Annotated in this window: 13 protein-coding genes; 2 read left to right on the forward strand and 11 right to left on the reverse strand. The window is 33.6% G+C overall.

Annotation, left to right across the window (positions count from 1 at the left end; all coding sequences use genetic code 11):
* Nucleotides 1-247 precede the first annotated feature (247 nt).
* Nucleotides 248-3,079 carry a X2-like carbohydrate binding domain-containing protein gene (locus BM305_RS14755; RefSeq protein ID WP_092562390.1) on the forward strand — a complete coding sequence of 944 codons (2,832 nt, stop codon included), beginning with the start codon at nucleotides 248-250 and terminating at the stop codon, nucleotides 3,077-3,079.
* Nucleotides 3,080-3,159: 80 nt separating this feature from the next.
* Here BM305_RS14755 and BM305_RS14760 read toward each other — a convergent pair whose 3' ends face one another.
* The 3 genes from BM305_RS14760 to yneA all read right to left on the reverse strand — a co-directional run bounded on the left by BM305_RS14760 (nucleotide 3,160) and on the right by yneA (nucleotide 7,594).
* Nucleotides 3,160-4,950: a glycoside hydrolase family 10-like protein gene (locus tag BM305_RS14760; RefSeq protein WP_092562393.1), complete on the reverse strand. Its 1,791-nt coding sequence runs from the start codon at nucleotides 4,948-4,950 to the stop codon at nucleotides 3,160-3,162.
* 26 nt (nucleotides 4,951-4,976) lie between these two features.
* Complete coding sequence (locus tag BM305_RS14765; RefSeq protein ID WP_092562396.1) at nucleotides 4,977-7,172, reverse strand: N-acetylmuramoyl-L-alanine amidase; 2,196 nt, start codon at nucleotides 7,170-7,172, stop codon at nucleotides 4,977-4,979.
* A 134-nt stretch (nucleotides 7,173-7,306) separates the two neighbouring features.
* A complete protein-coding gene (gene yneA / locus BM305_RS14770; RefSeq protein ID WP_177214750.1) occupies nucleotides 7,307-7,594 on the reverse strand; it encodes a cell division suppressor protein YneA in 288 nt (95 codons plus the stop codon).
* A gap of 166 nt (nucleotides 7,595-7,760) precedes the next feature.
* Between yneA and lexA the strand changes: the two genes are divergently transcribed.
* Entirely contained in the window at nucleotides 7,761-8,378 is a 618-nt protein-coding gene (gene lexA / locus BM305_RS14775) for a transcriptional repressor LexA (RefSeq protein WP_092562402.1), read from the forward strand.
* 56 nt (nucleotides 8,379-8,434) lie between these two features.
* Here lexA and rsfS read toward each other — a convergent pair whose 3' ends face one another.
* The 8 genes from rsfS to BM305_RS14815 all read right to left on the reverse strand — a co-directional run bounded on the left by rsfS (nucleotide 8,435) and on the right by BM305_RS14815 (nucleotide 14,721).
* Entirely contained in the window at nucleotides 8,435-8,791 is a 357-nt protein-coding gene (gene rsfS / locus BM305_RS14780) for a ribosome silencing factor (RefSeq protein WP_092562405.1), read from the reverse strand.
* On the reverse strand, nucleotides 8,791-9,375 hold the full coding sequence (yqeK, locus tag BM305_RS14785; RefSeq protein WP_092562408.1) for a bis(5'-nucleosyl)-tetraphosphatase (symmetrical) YqeK: 585 nt from the start codon (nucleotides 9,373-9,375) through the stop codon (nucleotides 8,791-8,793). Before yqeK ends, rsfS begins: the two co-directional genes overlap by 1 nt.
* 14 nt (nucleotides 9,376-9,389) lie before the next feature.
* The gene (gene nadD, locus BM305_RS14790) at nucleotides 9,390-10,010 is read right to left on the reverse strand and encodes a nicotinate-nucleotide adenylyltransferase (protein ID WP_092562411.1); all 621 of its coding nucleotides are present in this window, start codon (nucleotides 10,008-10,010) and stop codon (nucleotides 9,390-9,392) included.
* Between the two features lie 5 nt (nucleotides 10,011-10,015).
* A complete protein-coding gene (gene yhbY / locus BM305_RS14795; RefSeq protein WP_092562414.1) occupies nucleotides 10,016-10,309 on the reverse strand; it encodes a ribosome assembly RNA-binding protein YhbY in 294 nt (97 codons plus the stop codon).
* A gap of 172 nt (nucleotides 10,310-10,481) precedes the next feature.
* Nucleotides 10,482-12,332: a CotH kinase family protein gene (locus BM305_RS14800; protein ID WP_092562417.1), complete on the reverse strand. Its 1,851-nt coding sequence runs from the start codon at nucleotides 12,330-12,332 to the stop codon at nucleotides 10,482-10,484.
* 26 nt (nucleotides 12,333-12,358) lie between these two features.
* Nucleotides 12,359-13,054: a DUF4956 domain-containing protein gene (locus tag BM305_RS14805; protein WP_092562420.1), complete on the reverse strand. Its 696-nt coding sequence runs from the start codon at nucleotides 13,052-13,054 to the stop codon at nucleotides 12,359-12,361.
* A 32-nt stretch (nucleotides 13,055-13,086) separates the two neighbouring features.
* Nucleotides 13,087-13,776, reverse strand: coding sequence for a polyphosphate polymerase domain-containing protein (locus BM305_RS14810; protein WP_092562423.1), 690 nt, complete (start codon nucleotides 13,774-13,776; stop codon nucleotides 13,087-13,089).
* Nucleotides 13,777-13,941: 165 nt separating this feature from the next.
* A complete protein-coding gene (locus BM305_RS14815) occupies nucleotides 13,942-14,721 on the reverse strand; it encodes a hypothetical protein (protein WP_092562426.1) in 780 nt (259 codons plus the stop codon).
* Nucleotides 14,722-14,725 lie beyond the last annotated feature (4 nt).

A 14,725-nucleotide genomic window follows, 5' to 3' on the forward strand; every position in this document is an offset into this window, starting at 1 on the left:
TTTTTGTATTTTTCTAATTATAGTAATTTCTCAAAAAAGTATTTGCTTTCGTGTAACTATGATTATTTAAGCATATTAAAATACTGACCCCTATACTATCAAGTGTTTGTTACATTTTTTAGTACATCTTACACACAACAAATTGCCTTTTTAATATGCTGCTTTATAATTAAAGTGAGAGATAATTACATAACTGCGTTTTATCTTTCAAAAAAATCATATTAAAAATGAAAGGGTTGATTTATTAATGAAAAAACGTTATTTTCTAGCACTAATTGCCGCCATGCTGTTTTTTATAATTTCTCCTAATTATACTTTTACAGCAGATGCTGCAGCAGATGCCACACATCCAGGGTTTCGCGTAGAAGGAAGATATCTCTACGATAATCAGGGTGAAAAAGTCATACTTTATGGTGTAAACAAAATGTGTACCTGGACAGATAAGGATGGTGACCCATCTTTTAAGGAAATTTCAAAAACAGGTGCAAACTGTGTAAGAATCACATGGTCCATTAGCGATACAGCAAAGGATCTCGATACAGTCATTACAAACTGCCGCGCACAGCATATGATTCCTATTATTGAAGTTCATGATGCTACAGGTGAATGGTCAAAATTAACCAGCCTGGTAGACTACTGGGTGAAATCAGATATTGCCGAAGTGCTCATTAAGCACCAAGATTACTTAATTGTAAACATTGGCAATGAGGTTGGAAATGGAAATATCACAGATACTCAGTTCACAGATGATTATACAACAGCCGTAACCCGAATGAGAGCCGCTGGAATTAATTCTACACTTATGATCGATGGAAGTACATGGGGACAAAATATTAATATTCTTCAAAGCTGTGGACCAGCACTTATTCAAGCAGATCCAAACCATAATCTTCTATTCTCAGTACATATGTGGTGGCCATACATGTATGGACACACAGCACAAGAAGTAATTGATGAACTTAATGAATCAGTTGAAATGAATCTTCCACTTGTTGTTGGTGAATTTGGCCATGAATGGGAAGAATCTGAACAAGGAAAAATTCCTTACGAAACTATCATGGAATACTGTGCAAAATTAAATATTGGATATATTGCATGGTCTTGGGGACCTGGGAATAACCCTCAGACTTTTCTTGATATGACAACTGACAGTACTTTTGATACATTAAATGCTTACGGAACAGAAGTATGCCTTACCAGCGATTATAGTATTCAAAAGCTGGCAAAAAGACCTGACTCCATGCTTACAAATCTGCCTCCTAAAATGCCATCTGAGCCGTTGCCTTATGGAAATCTAGCTGAAGGTAAAATGGTAACAGGTTCTTCCGTAGAAAGCACCGGCTATGAAGCAGCAAATGTAACAGATGGTGATTTAAATACTAGATGGGCATCTACTAATACAGATCCTAACTGGGTATGCATTGATTTAGGTGCTAAAAAAGAACTTTCCAAGATGATTATTGTATGGGAAGCTGCATATGCTTCACAATATCGTATCCAGGTATCTGATGATGGAACAACATGGACAGATGCATATATCACTTATAGCGGTAAAGGTGGAACAGAAGAAATCAGTCTTGATGCATCTGGACGGTATGTTAGAATGTATGGAACACAAAGATACAATTATAGCTGGGGATATTCCATTTTTGAAATTGGTGTATACGGACCAGAATCTGAGTTAAGTACTTCCATTACACCAACAGTCGCTGCATTTGATAAAAATCCATCAAAACAGACCGACTTAATAATTACAACAGTTCCAAAGGATAATACACTTATAGCAATTAGAAATAGTACTGATGTTTTAGTAAACGGTACAGACTATACAGTTGATGGAACTATTGTAACAATATCAAAGGAATATTTATCTACACAGCCATTTGATGAGACTATTAAATTAACATTTGATTATGACAACGGAGTAGATCCTGTACTTGCTGTTGCCATTGGTGACACAAGCCCTGTAACTGCTATCTCTCCTACTACAGCAGAGTTTAATAAATATACAGCGGCACAGAAAGATATCAATGTAACACTTTCTTCAACAGAAATTACAGTAGCTGATATCGTAAACGGTTCTTATACACTGGTTAATGGTGTGGATTATACACTTGCAAATTCAACTATTAAAATTAGTAAAACATACCTTGCAACTTTGTCAACTGGTTCTGTACAATTAACCTTTACTTTCTCAGATGGTTCAACCGCAATTCTGGCCATAAAAGTTATTTACACTGTGCCAGATGCAGCTATTACACCAACAACTGAGTCTTTTGAAAAGCGAGCTCAGGCTGATGTCAATGTAACAATGGATTTGAATGGCAACTCACTCGTTTCTATTAAAAATGGCACATATACATTAGTAGAAAATACAGATTATATTGTAACTGATACAATAATTACAATTAAAAAAGAGTATCTTGCTACCTTAAATACAGGGGTTCAGACGCTTGTATTCGGATTTGATCAAGGAAATGATGCAACCATCAAAATTACTGTCACAGAAACCATTCCAAATTCAATATTGGATCAGACTACTATCTCCTATAATTCAGATGAAGCAGCTGACGTAACTGTTAGCATTACGTTAAATGGAAATACACTCGCTGCTATTAAAAATGGTTCTTATACGTTAGTGGCAGGAACTGATTATATTATTACTGGAAATACTGTAACAATTATGAAAGAATACCTTACAACATTAACAGATGCAACCATAAAACTTACATTCTTGTTTAGTGAAGGAGCAAATCAAGAACTTACATTAAAAAATACATCTGTTGTTTCTTCAACACTAAAATTATCAACACAAACTAATGCATGGTCTTCTGGTTATACTATGAATGTATATATTGAGAATACATCAGATTTAACAGTTAACAGTTGGAAATTAACTGTTAAGAAATCAGACTTTGCTATTACGAATATCTGGTGTGCCCAAGTAACAGAAGTTGGTGACTATTATATTATTACACCAATGTCATGGAACCAGTCAATAAGTGCAGGAAGCTCTGTAAACTTTGGTTTCCAAGGTACTGGAACACCAGTAGCTGACTTTACTTATACGCTAGAGTAATTGTACTGTAAAATTCTTATCTGGCATCAAGAAGATATATTGATGCCAGATTTTTTCATGTGATAGGAAATTGCAATTAACTATGGTAAAATATTGACTAAATTATTAATTTCCTTCGAAGCTTTTGAACTTACCATGTTATCAAACCTAAAATACATATAGCCATCCACAACTCCTGTTTCTCTGCCGTATTCAACTTGTCGTTTCAATACATTTCTTGATGAATACCATTCTAAATCAGCAGGACTCAGTGCTGATGCCTCAGCCTTTGACAAACCAGCCTTATATGCAGACAATGAAACGAAAATAGAAACTTTCTCGTTTGTTCTTGCCTGAATCCAACTATCTAACATATCAGCAAACGGCGCGGCACTATTCGTAAAGGACCAGTAAATTTGTGGACTGATAAAGTCTATATATGAGGTAGAACTCATCCATGTATCGATGTCACAATAATTCTTGTCATTAGCTCTTAAATTGTTCAGATTTCCCTGTGGACTTATTCCAAACTTCACGGTATCGTCAATGGATTTAATAGCACTCTGCACTCTTTTAAGTAAAATATTAACGTTATTTCTTCTCCAGGTCTCAATACTTTTCTGAGTTGTTCCTTTTGACTCACATTCTGACTTATATGATTTGTATTCTGCATAATCAAAAATTGTTTTATAAGAAGAACCCAAGCTTGGATAGAAATAATCATCAAAAATAATTCCTTCCACGTCATAATTTTTTACAATCTCTCTAATTCCATTTACAATCAAGGTTCGTACTTCAGCTTTTGCAGGATTATAATACATTTGCTTATTATAAGTTAATACATTTCGTTTTTTATCAGTACTAGAAGATTCCCGCCATATTCTGGCCTGGTTATTCGAGGATAATGTTTTAATATCCGTAACATTTGCCGCTGCCACCCGATATGGATTAACCCATGCATAGAAATCTAGTCCTCTGGAATGAGCAGCCTCAATCATATACTCTAGTGGATCAAAGGAAGGCGAAACACCTTGTTCTCCTGAAATGTAGGAGGACCATGGAAAATAAGAAGATTCATAAAGTGCATCACCAAATGGACGTACCTGAACAATTACTGTATTCATTTTCATGTTTAAACACTGTTCAAACATATTATCAACATATTCATGAAATTCCAATTCTGACATACTTGAGATTTTTGCAGAAGCAAATTCTAAATATGAAATCCATACAGCATTTATTTCCAGCTTTACATTAACGGTTTCAATCACTTTATTTCCAGCTTCATCAGCTAGAAGAATGCTATAGTTTCCAGGTTCATAAACTTGAAAGGTACTTAAATCGGATATAGAAGTACCTTTTTCAGACCACTTTTCAGAATCAGTATCTGATACAGTTCCTTTTATATACAAAGCATTTCCAATTCCACTTACACTATCTGAGGCATTCAGTGAAACAACCGCAATTTGATTATTCACTTGGTATTCTGGTTCCATAATCGGCGTAGTCTTATCGATGTTTTTAATCACAATTTTTTTAACAGATATGTTACCAGCCTTATCCTTTACATAAAAAGAATAAGTTCCATTTTTACAAATTGTGACAGAAGTCTTACTTTTGGTCAATGACAATTTTGTTCCTTTCGATTTAAAATAACTTGCTGTCTTACTTCCAGAAGCCCATTTCACAAGCTTAATGCCAGAAGCATCCTTAGCGGTTACTGTAACTTTAATATTTTTATTCACATAATCCTTTGTAGATGAAGCTACTGTCACGGTTGGCTTTTTGGTATCTTTAGCCGCTGCCCTGCTAACTGAAGCTGTGGTATTAAATGAAAATAAAATACCAGCAAACAATAAAATCCAGTAAAAGGTTATCTTTCTTTTTATCATATCATTGCACTCCTTATTTAGTTTAACTATCGGTTTGTTGGATATAGTTCAAAGAAACTATTAATCTCCTGGTATAGTTCTAAAGCCACAGTATCTTGAAAAGAACTGTCAGTAAGCTTACTCAAATCCCCCGAATTAGTCATAAAACCTAACTCAATTAATACTGCGGGAACAGAATTTGATTTTACAACAACATAATTTGCAGTTTTTACACCTCTAGACTTTAGGCCTAAATTATTGGGTAAGGTTTCAATTAAATAATCTGCAAGTAATTTACTTGTTACTCCAAAACTATTCGTCGTATTATTTAAGGTAGAATAATAAATCTCCGTGCCACTTGCCGTTGATGAGGACGCTGCGTTCATGTGAAGACTAATAAATAAATCAGCATCAACCTGCTCAGCAAATGCCGCTCGTTCCGATAATGACAAAAATTCACTTTCCTCTCTTCTGGTCCAATATGCCTTAACATTAGATTCATCCAAATTCATGTACTGCTCTAAATACGTATATAATATTGCAAAATTCAGATTACTTTCATAATAACCATTTTGAATAGCACCAGGATCATCTCCACCATGTCCTGGGTCAAACACAACAATATTATTATAAATATACTTTGGCTCTGCCACTTCTAATAAAAAAGAATCCGTATTATTCTTTAACCGATAGCCTTGTACTGAATTTGTCGCAAATATAATATTAGTGACATTATCCTCTACATTATACTCATATGAAATATTATTTATTTGTGGACTTGTGTTTATAATTTCATGTTCTTGATAAAAAGCAACTTGATTACCAGGTATTTTTATTAGAAAACGTTTATCATAATACTGATCTTCATCCGTAATTAAATTGAAATCCATATTTTCTGGTTTTGCCAATTCAAGGGTTGAAACAGCGGAAGCTGAACTATTGGAAAAATTTAATGTATAGGCATTCCCAGAAGCTGATATATAATAGTCTGTACCTGAAAGCAATTCAATAGAAACCTTTGTACTTCCGTTCTCACATTTTGATACCACGAGTTTTTTAATACAAACGGATTGATCCATTACAGTATCTATTGCTTCAAACGAATTATCTAAATTAACAATACTTAAAGAAATAGAATTAGTATCTTGATTAAAATTAAAGTTTGCCTGAATTGGATTAATTCCTTCCAAGGTAAATACTTCTTGGGAATTTTCTCTGGATAGTGTCATTGATAACAATAGATTTGAATAAACAGAACTATCTGTCAATTCAGTACTATCACTTTTCCATTGCCAAACAGCAGTTTCTGCCTCAGGTATTTCCTGCTGTGAAGTGATTTCACATGTTTTGTCAGTAGTATCCCATAAATAGGTATAACCGAGAGATTGAGCTGTGAATTTGGCTGGTACCATTACATAGCTTTTTTTAGTGACATTATCTTTTACCTTCTTAGGGGCTTCCGTCAGTGTGTATGGTATATCATTTACATATGCTGTTAAACTGCCGAGTTCATATTGAATTGTGGTAGTTTCATTAGAAATAGTAATGATATTGGCAGTCGTATTGTTTTTATATGACAAATTCAACGAACTATTAGAAAAAACTTTTTTTGCTGGAACCAGTGCTGTGCTATTCAAAATAATAACTGGCATATCTGATACGTCAATACTTTCCCCATCAAAAACAACTGTTCCTTTTGAACCTTCATATAAACGCCATTGTCCGTCATAATATATTTGATACGGAGAAGCTATTTGTACAGTTGCAGTTTTACTGTTCCATGTATAACTATATCCAAGAGCTTCTGCAACAAAACGAGAAGGAACTAGAACACGAGTTATTTTTGTTTTATAATAATAGACTTTTTTAGATGCAACAGGTGCCAGTACTTTCTTACCGTTTATGTATGCTGTACGGCTTCCTATATTAAGTATAATCGTAGTATTATATTGTTTAATCGTAATTGTCCCTTTACCTGCATCATATTTACAGGATGCACCTAAAGCTTTTTTGAATACATCAATATACGGAAGCATTGCGTACCCATTAATAAGTATGCCCGGTGTTTTGCTAATATTAATAGTACTCCCGTCTAATGTAGCTTTCAATTGTTTGTCGCTATAATAACACATCTTACCGTCATATTTTATCTTGAGAGAAGATGCAGCATTCACTTGCTGAAGTGGAATAAAAATCACTATCAGTAATAATAAATACAAGCAAATTGATTTCTTTCTATTCATGACATCACCCTTACCTATTTTTTCTATGATTGTAAATTTTATCGTCTAAAAGTGTTAAAAATGTGTCACAATAATAGAACTAATGATAAATATAACCGTAAAATCAGTAACGATACATTATTGTGGAAATTATATTATTGACTTTCATAATATGGAATAATAATATATCGTCCTGCATGTATAGTATCTGAAGTCAGTTGGTTGCAATTCTTTATTTCAATAATAAAATCATCCATACTTTCCTGCTCATCAGTATAATATTGGGCTGCAATCTCCCATAAAGTATCTCCCTTTTGTATATAAACAGAATCTACTTTCTTCATATTATTTACCTGAGGGTCACTGGCAAGGACCGTAATAGATATACAACAGGATACCAAAATAACAGATAAAATAATTATAATTATAAAACGCCCTTTCATAAAACTCCTCCTCATAACCGAACATTTGTTTTTATTTATTATATCGAACATACATTCCCTTGTCAAGTGCGTTCGAAAATTTGTTCGACTTTATGCACGAACATTCGTTTGACATTTTTTAGCGGGTGAGTTATAATAAAGAAAATTATTACTTGGAGGTTCCCAAATGGGTTATGGTAAAATTAGTACAAAACAGCGCGAGATTTTAGAGTACATAAAATCCGAAATTTTACAAAGAGGATATCCACCTGCTGTCCGTGAGATTTGTGAAGCAGTAAAGCTAAAGTCAACGTCCTCAGTACATTCACATCTTGAAACACTTGAAAAGAATGGATATATCAGAAGGGATCCAACGAAACCCAGAGCAATTGAAATTGTAGACGATTCATTTAATTTATCTCGAAGAGATATTGTTAATGTGCCTATTATTGGTACTGTTACGGCAGGTCAACCAATTCTGGCAGTTGAAAATATAGAAGGTTATTTTCCTTTTTTATCAGAAGACTTACCGAATTCCGATACGTTTATGCTTAAAGTAAAAGGTGACAGCATGATTAATGTTGGTATTCTCAATGGAGACTATATTATTGTAGAAAAGAAATCCACAGCTCAAAATGGCGAAATAGTAGTAGCATTGATTGAGGATTCAGCAACTGTGAAAACTTTTTATAAAGAAGATAATCATTTTCGGTTACAACCAGAAAATGATACAATGGAACCAATCATTGTCAACCAGTTGGAGATTTTAGGAAAGGTACTTGGATTGTATCGAAAATTTCATTAATACAACTATCTATATTCATTCATTAGTTTTCTTTTCAATCAAAAACAGACTTGGGATTATACACCCAAATCTGTTTTTGAAATATCTTTTCCATCACGCCATATTCTCTCTAAGTCATAGAATAGACGATCTTCTTTGGAAAATACATGAACTATAATATCACCGTAATCCATAAGAACCCAGCTGGCATTTCTGCTGCCTTCTATTCGTTTTGGAACAAAATCATTTTTTTGCAGAACATCTTCCACATTATCTACCAATGCTTGTACTTGAGAAACATTGGTTCCGTTTGCGATAATAAAGTAATCTGCCAAAACAGATATTTCACTAACCTGAATCACTTTAATATCCTCACCTTTTTTGTCCTCTAACGCCATATAAGCTAACTTTGCCATTTCTTTTGATTTATCCATTACTTGCTCCTTTCAATTGTATAATAATTTAACGCTTCTACTGTAACGGGGTCAATTTCCTTTTCATTCTCATCTTTCAAATAAGATATCGTATTACTTAATATCATAAAAACAGTTTGATCCATATCTATAAAAGCACTTTGACGAATCTCGTCTAACCCGGGAATCTTCTTTCGAGAGGGTTCAATGTAATCAGCAATAAAAATTATTTTTTCCAATAAATTCATTTCTGGCTTTCCAGTTGTATGATAACGGATTGCATTTAATATATTATCATCTTTTATAGTATATTCCTCTGCTGCAATCAGTGCGCCTACTTTACCATGAAGCAGATAGGGATTATTTAATTCAACATCACTTAAATTAATACCACTTAAATTACAAATTGTTATTAATTTTTCATCTCCCATATATTTTGCACAATCATGCAATAGACCTGCAATTTGTGCATCTTTTATATTATATCCATATCTCATTGCCAACGCCGCTGCTATAAACGCAACTCCCTGGGTATGAATATATCTTTTTTCAGGTAATCTGTTCTTCATATCGTAATCAATTTGCTGAATTAATTTCCTCTTCATTCGATACACCCTTTCTAACAGGTTTCACGGTACAGCTTAAATTCATTCATATAATTTCTAACCTTTTCTGGAAGATAATATCGCACCGAACTATTATTTTTTACACGATTCCTAATTTCTGTTGAAGAAATGTCCAGAGCTGGAATTTTTAAAAGTTCAAAATGTCCACCAAATTGTTTTTGTACCTGTTCTATTTTTTTCGTAATTTCATCTATAGATTTTCCATTACGTGAGGCAACCAACATAGTTACCATAGATAATAAATCTTCAGGATTTTTCCACTCTGAAATATGATACAAGGAATCTGCCCCAATAATAAAAAAATAATGTATATTAGGATTTGTCTCTGTTAATATTCTCATTGTGTCAACGGTATACGTTTTCCCTTCCCGTTCAAGTTCGATGTTAGAGAAAGAAAAATCAGGATTATCTTCAATTGCTAATTGTACCATATTTTTTCTATGCTCATCTTCTGCAATAATATTATGAGATTTATGTGGAGGAAAATGTGTCGGCATAAACAGTATTTTATCTAGCTGAAATTGCTCTAATGCACACTCTCCCATCATTAAATGCCCAAAATGAATGGGATTAAAGGTACCACCTAGAATTCCATAACGAGTTACATTTTTCATGAACATCATCCTTTAGGTAATTCAATTTTCTTCTTATTTTTTGATTCCTTATATAAAACAATTTTTTTCCCAATTACTTGTACCACTTGTGAATTCGTGCGTTCTGATAAAATTTGAGCAATCTCTTTTGGGTCGTCTACACAATTTTTTAAAACACTAATTTTAATTAGTTCACGAGATTCTAAAACCTCTGCAATCGCAGAAGTAAATTCTGGTGTCAGACTTTGCTTGCCAATTTGAAAAATTGGTTCTATATTCATTGCAAGTCCTTTTAAATATGCTCTTTGCTTACTTGTCATTATTACCTCTTTCTAAACCATTCTAAAAGTGAAATGATATCTGATAAAATTAATACCTTAACCAATAAGTATTCTATCATTACACAATCATTTTTTCAATATAATTCTACTATTATAAATAAAGAGAAAGCTGACATGTCTTGATGTCAGCCTCTTTTATTTTTTATAACAGCTACCTGCAAGAACGATAGCGTCTTCTCTTATATAATTTGACAAATATTATGCACATCAATAAAACTAGTACTGCACCTCCACCAGTAGTGTAAACAATTGTTTGATTTTGGGCTGCTGGTTGGCTTGGCATTTGAGAAAAGTCATCATTTGCTTCTTCTGGTCTTCCCATCATATTTGCGTTCTTATCATTCCACTGCATTTGGCTAGTATCATCCGAATTTTCGCCAAATTTCTTTTTTTCTCCATAGTTATTACCATCTTCTTTGTTTCCAAAATTGCCGCCACCTTGTGTACCCATGTCTGAAACTGTTATGCTGCTTGCATCAATTAGTGCCTGTGAATTTTCAGTTTGTTCTTCTTCTGTACTAGGTATTGTACCATCAAGCTGTCCTTTAATACTTTCTGCGCGGAGTAAACAAAAGTCTAATAACGTGTCTCTTGCTGTTTCATATTCAGAGAATTCATAGAATGCAGTTGGATCATCTTTTACGTAACTAGATATTAGACTATCTACCTTTGTTACAGTTTCTTCAAATAACCCGCTTTGAAAATATCCTTTTATCAATTCATCTAAATACGAATGATATGTATCTAGATAATCACTGTTTTCAAGCAGTTTTCCAATGATGGGACGTTCTTCAAGTGAACCACTGGATACAACTGTGTCAATTGCACGATTTACTAAATCTGTTGCGTCAGAATTTGCAAACCCTCCAAATGCTAGGTTATAATCCCAAGGAAGCATAGAAAGTTTTCCATCTTCTTCATATAAATAATAATTATGGAGTAAAGAACCAAAATAGCTGTCATCATTTACCAGAAATACATTGGAAGCAATGTACCGAAGCATTTGTTCAATGTCCACATATTCTTCTAAATCATTACCTTCACTAATGTTTTTTAATGCAGTGATCACTTCTTTGTAATCTTCGGTTGTTGGATCAAAGCTGGCAGATTCAAATATAGTACTATAACTGTCGATTTCATCATCTATATAGGTAAGAGACGAGCCTCCTCCCATGTTTCCACCACCAAAACCTCCTTGCTGCATATTACCGTCCCGAGCAGGCATTTCACCATCTGGTGGCTGCATATTACCGTCCTGAGCAGGCATTTCACTATCTGGTGGCTGCATATTGCCATCCTGAGCAGGCATTTCACCATTTGGCAGCTCCATATCACCTTCCGGCATCTGCATTTCACCGTCCTCATGATTACCGCCCATACTAAACTCTGGTTTATAAAGCTGTCCCGTAACAGAACCATAATTACGTTCTAGAAAAGAATCTTCAACAGCTTCCAGTGCTAAGTATAATCCCCAATATTCACCATTTAGAGCAATTTGTGCATAGGAATACAATGATGAATTTACTCCTAGATAAGACATGATATCGTACGATATATATTCTTTCATATAGGTTGCATCTGACATCAGATTATTTAAGCAAAGCTTGTCTAGTCCATCTAGGGATTGATTAGAATCATAATGATCAAACTCAATCTTAAAACTAAAACGATCTGTTGTATCATCTGAAACAATTTGTGATAAGCTGGTATTACCTTTCGGACGAATGCCAACGTTTTTATAAACCGTTCCATTTATCTCAATATCACAAACATAATATTCCTCCGCAGCTGCGTTTTCCAGCATTTCATCCCATGAATCCTGATCCATAAGAATATTGACAGACATTATGGAGTTTTTATCAAATATTTCTTCATAACCCAATGTTTGTGTTTCTTTTTTTAGCTTAATTGTTTCTGGCATATAGACTAATACAAATGACACAAAACACGCAAATAGGATTCCTAAAATGGCAAATAGATTAATCCATTTTTCTTTTTTCATAGAATGACACCCTTTCGTTTGCAGTATTATGCCATGTAATCACCATTATAGCTCACTAGAACTGCACTATTTATATTTTCAATTGATGCAATTTCATTTACAAATTCAGTTGTCATGTCCTTTAAGCGAACTTCCATTGTCAGTTCAATTCCAGCTGCTGAAACCGTTTTTGATTTAATAACGTATTTTTTTACTTTACTTCCAACATATTCTGTTGCTTTCTTCTCCGCCGCATCATTCATGCAGTTCAGAACTAAAATATATGGGTTATCAGAAGATTTTTTGTTTACAAAAAGAATTAAAATAAGGCCAATTAAAACAGATGCAAAAACGGCTAATGGAATCATACCTGCACCGATAACAATACCAGTAGCAATAGCCCAGAATAAATAAGCAATATCGAGAGGCTCTTTGACTGCTGCGCGGAAACGTACAATAGAAAGTGCACCAACCATACCTAAGGACAATACTACATTACTGGTTACTGCAAGAATAACAAAAGTAGTAATAACGGTCATGGCAATTAAAGATACCCCGAAGCTTGTGGAATACATAACTCCATTAAATGTTTTCTTGTATACATAATATATGTATAATCCGACTAAAAATGCGAGAATCATTGCAATTACTGTATCAATGAGACTAAACGATGTAATATTATCTGTAAAATTTGATTTAAAAATATCATTAAAAGAAGTAGTACTTTGACTTAATAAGCACATGTTATCTATCCTTTCTAATTTCAAATAATTTTTTATCCAAATCTTCTGGCAGCTGCATATTTTGAAAATGCAGAAGCAGAACGTTCATTGACTTGAAGGCACATTACTATAACTTCAGGGATGAATTCATCATATTTTACTTCCATTAAAATACTGTCACAACTATCCTGTGCATTAATAGATGGAAGTTCAACATTAAAAAAATCATTGCTGTACAACCCGGATCTAATTTTTGTATCGAATGTTATCCTGATATTTCCTGGTCGATATATAAAGGGTTCCCTCACATAATCAACAATTACTCTTGGGCGAAGCAATTGATTTTTCATTTTGGTGTACAAATCAATAAGCAACGGATTGTTTCCTTCTAGCATAAACGATAGATCACCCTGAAGAATCTTTTCAACCTGTTCTTTTGTCAGACTCTTGGATAATTTATTACACAAACCGTTTATTTTGCTCTTTTTTTCTAAATGAATGATTGAAGTGTCACCATTATAATAACGAATCCTAAATTTTTCCCGGTTATTAATACCATCAAGTTTCTCATGCAATGCTTTATCGTTATAATTATCAAAGTATAAGCTTCTGATAAAATAGGTGTTATTTTCTCTGGCATAAGGATCTCTTTCAGCTATGATATCTAATCTGTTTCGAATTGCCAGGTAATCACTGTACGTAATAAAATGCTTCGTTTCATGTCGAAATTTAAGTTGACTCACATTTGACCTCCTTTCCTCTTCTTTTTTACTAGGCTGTTGCAATAACAATGTAAGTGTTTCTTTCATTATATGTAAAGCTTGTGTAAATTTTATGGTCAATATGTGTACAATCTGTGAAAAGAGCTGATTTTCTTTTTTGAAAATCAGCTCTTTTCACCCTATTATCTAATCAACCAGCATTCTCCTGGTATTCCCACGATGCATCCCTGGACTATCCTTTCCTAACTTGGCCATCTCCAATATTTTGGATAAATAACTATGAATTTGTTTATTCGTTAATTTACCCTTTGCCACATTATCAACCCGCCGCTGAATATACTTTTCTATTAACGTACGGTTAACTGGCTGCTGCTGCATGCACAACATAGAAAATGAAATATCAAAAGGATCTGATAAACGATATCCTAACATCTCTGTTGCAAACTGATATAAAACAACTGGTGATATTGTACTTTCACCTATACAAGAATAATTCACATTAATTATATTAATCGTGTTATGCTGCGTTGTAAAATCCAAGAAATTTTGGTAATCTTGCCTTAATACTGCACCATCCTTCAAAATAAAACGGCACAGTTCCATTTCGTTTTTTTGATTTGGTTCTTCCCCGTTAATAATAATAGTAGATTCATTTCGAACCTCATAAATATCTTCATAGGTATCACAAAAACAAATTTTAACAATTTGTTCCGTTCCAATCGCATACTCATCACAAGTCTTAATCCCACTCAGTCGATACAATACATTGTTATACTTTACGATTCCAGGAGCTATGCTAATACACTTTCCATCAGAAATGATAATATCAGCCCCACAAATAACACCATTGGAATGATGTTGAAACATAATATTGTTTAGTTCTCTAGGATAATCCTTAATATTTTCAAGCATTTCTGCTTTTAGTATCATATCTCTCGAAAACATAGGATAACTATCTTGAAACATCTTA

The organism is Anaeromicropila populeti (genome assembly GCF_900112775.1).
GTDB classification, from domain to species: Bacteria; Bacillota; Clostridia; order Lachnospirales; family Lachnospiraceae; genus Anaeromicropila_A; species Anaeromicropila_A populeti.

Excerpts from the sequence above, each read along its gene's own strand:
- BM305_RS14755 (WP_092562390.1), top strand. The coding sequence starts at position 248 with ATGAAAAAACGTTATTTTCTAGCACTAATTGCCGCCATGCTGTTTTTT.
- BM305_RS14760 (WP_092562393.1), bottom strand. The coding sequence starts at position 4,950 with ATGATAAAAAGAAAGATAACCTTTTACTGGATTTTATTGTTTGCTGGT.
- BM305_RS14765 (WP_092562396.1), bottom strand. The coding sequence starts at position 7,172 with ATGAATAGAAAGAAATCAATTTGCTTGTATTTATTATTACTGATAGTG.
- yneA (WP_177214750.1), bottom strand. The coding sequence starts at position 7,594 with ATGAAAGGGCGTTTTATAATTATAATTATTTTATCTGTTATTTTGGTA.
- lexA (WP_092562402.1), top strand. The coding sequence starts at position 7,761 with ATGGGTTATGGTAAAATTAGTACAAAACAGCGCGAGATTTTAGAGTAC.
- rsfS (WP_092562405.1), bottom strand. The coding sequence starts at position 8,791 with ATGGATAAATCAAAAGAAATGGCAAAGTTAGCTTATATGGCGTTAGAG.
- yqeK (WP_092562408.1), bottom strand. The coding sequence starts at position 9,375 with ATGAAGAGGAAATTAATTCAGCAAATTGATTACGATATGAAGAACAGA.
- nadD (WP_092562411.1), bottom strand. The coding sequence starts at position 10,010 with ATGAAAAATGTAACTCGTTATGGAATTCTAGGTGGTACCTTTAATCCC.
- yhbY (WP_092562414.1), bottom strand. The coding sequence starts at position 10,309 with ATGACAAGTAAGCAAAGAGCATATTTAAAAGGACTTGCAATGAATATA.
- BM305_RS14800 (WP_092562417.1), bottom strand. The coding sequence starts at position 12,332 with ATGAAAAAAGAAAAATGGATTAATCTATTTGCCATTTTAGGAATCCTA.
- BM305_RS14805 (WP_092562420.1), bottom strand. The coding sequence starts at position 13,054 with ATGTGCTTATTAAGTCAAAGTACTACTTCTTTTAATGATATTTTTAAA.
- BM305_RS14815 (WP_092562426.1), bottom strand. The coding sequence starts at position 14,721 with ATGTTTCAAGATAGTTATCCTATGTTTTCGAGAGATATGATACTAAAA.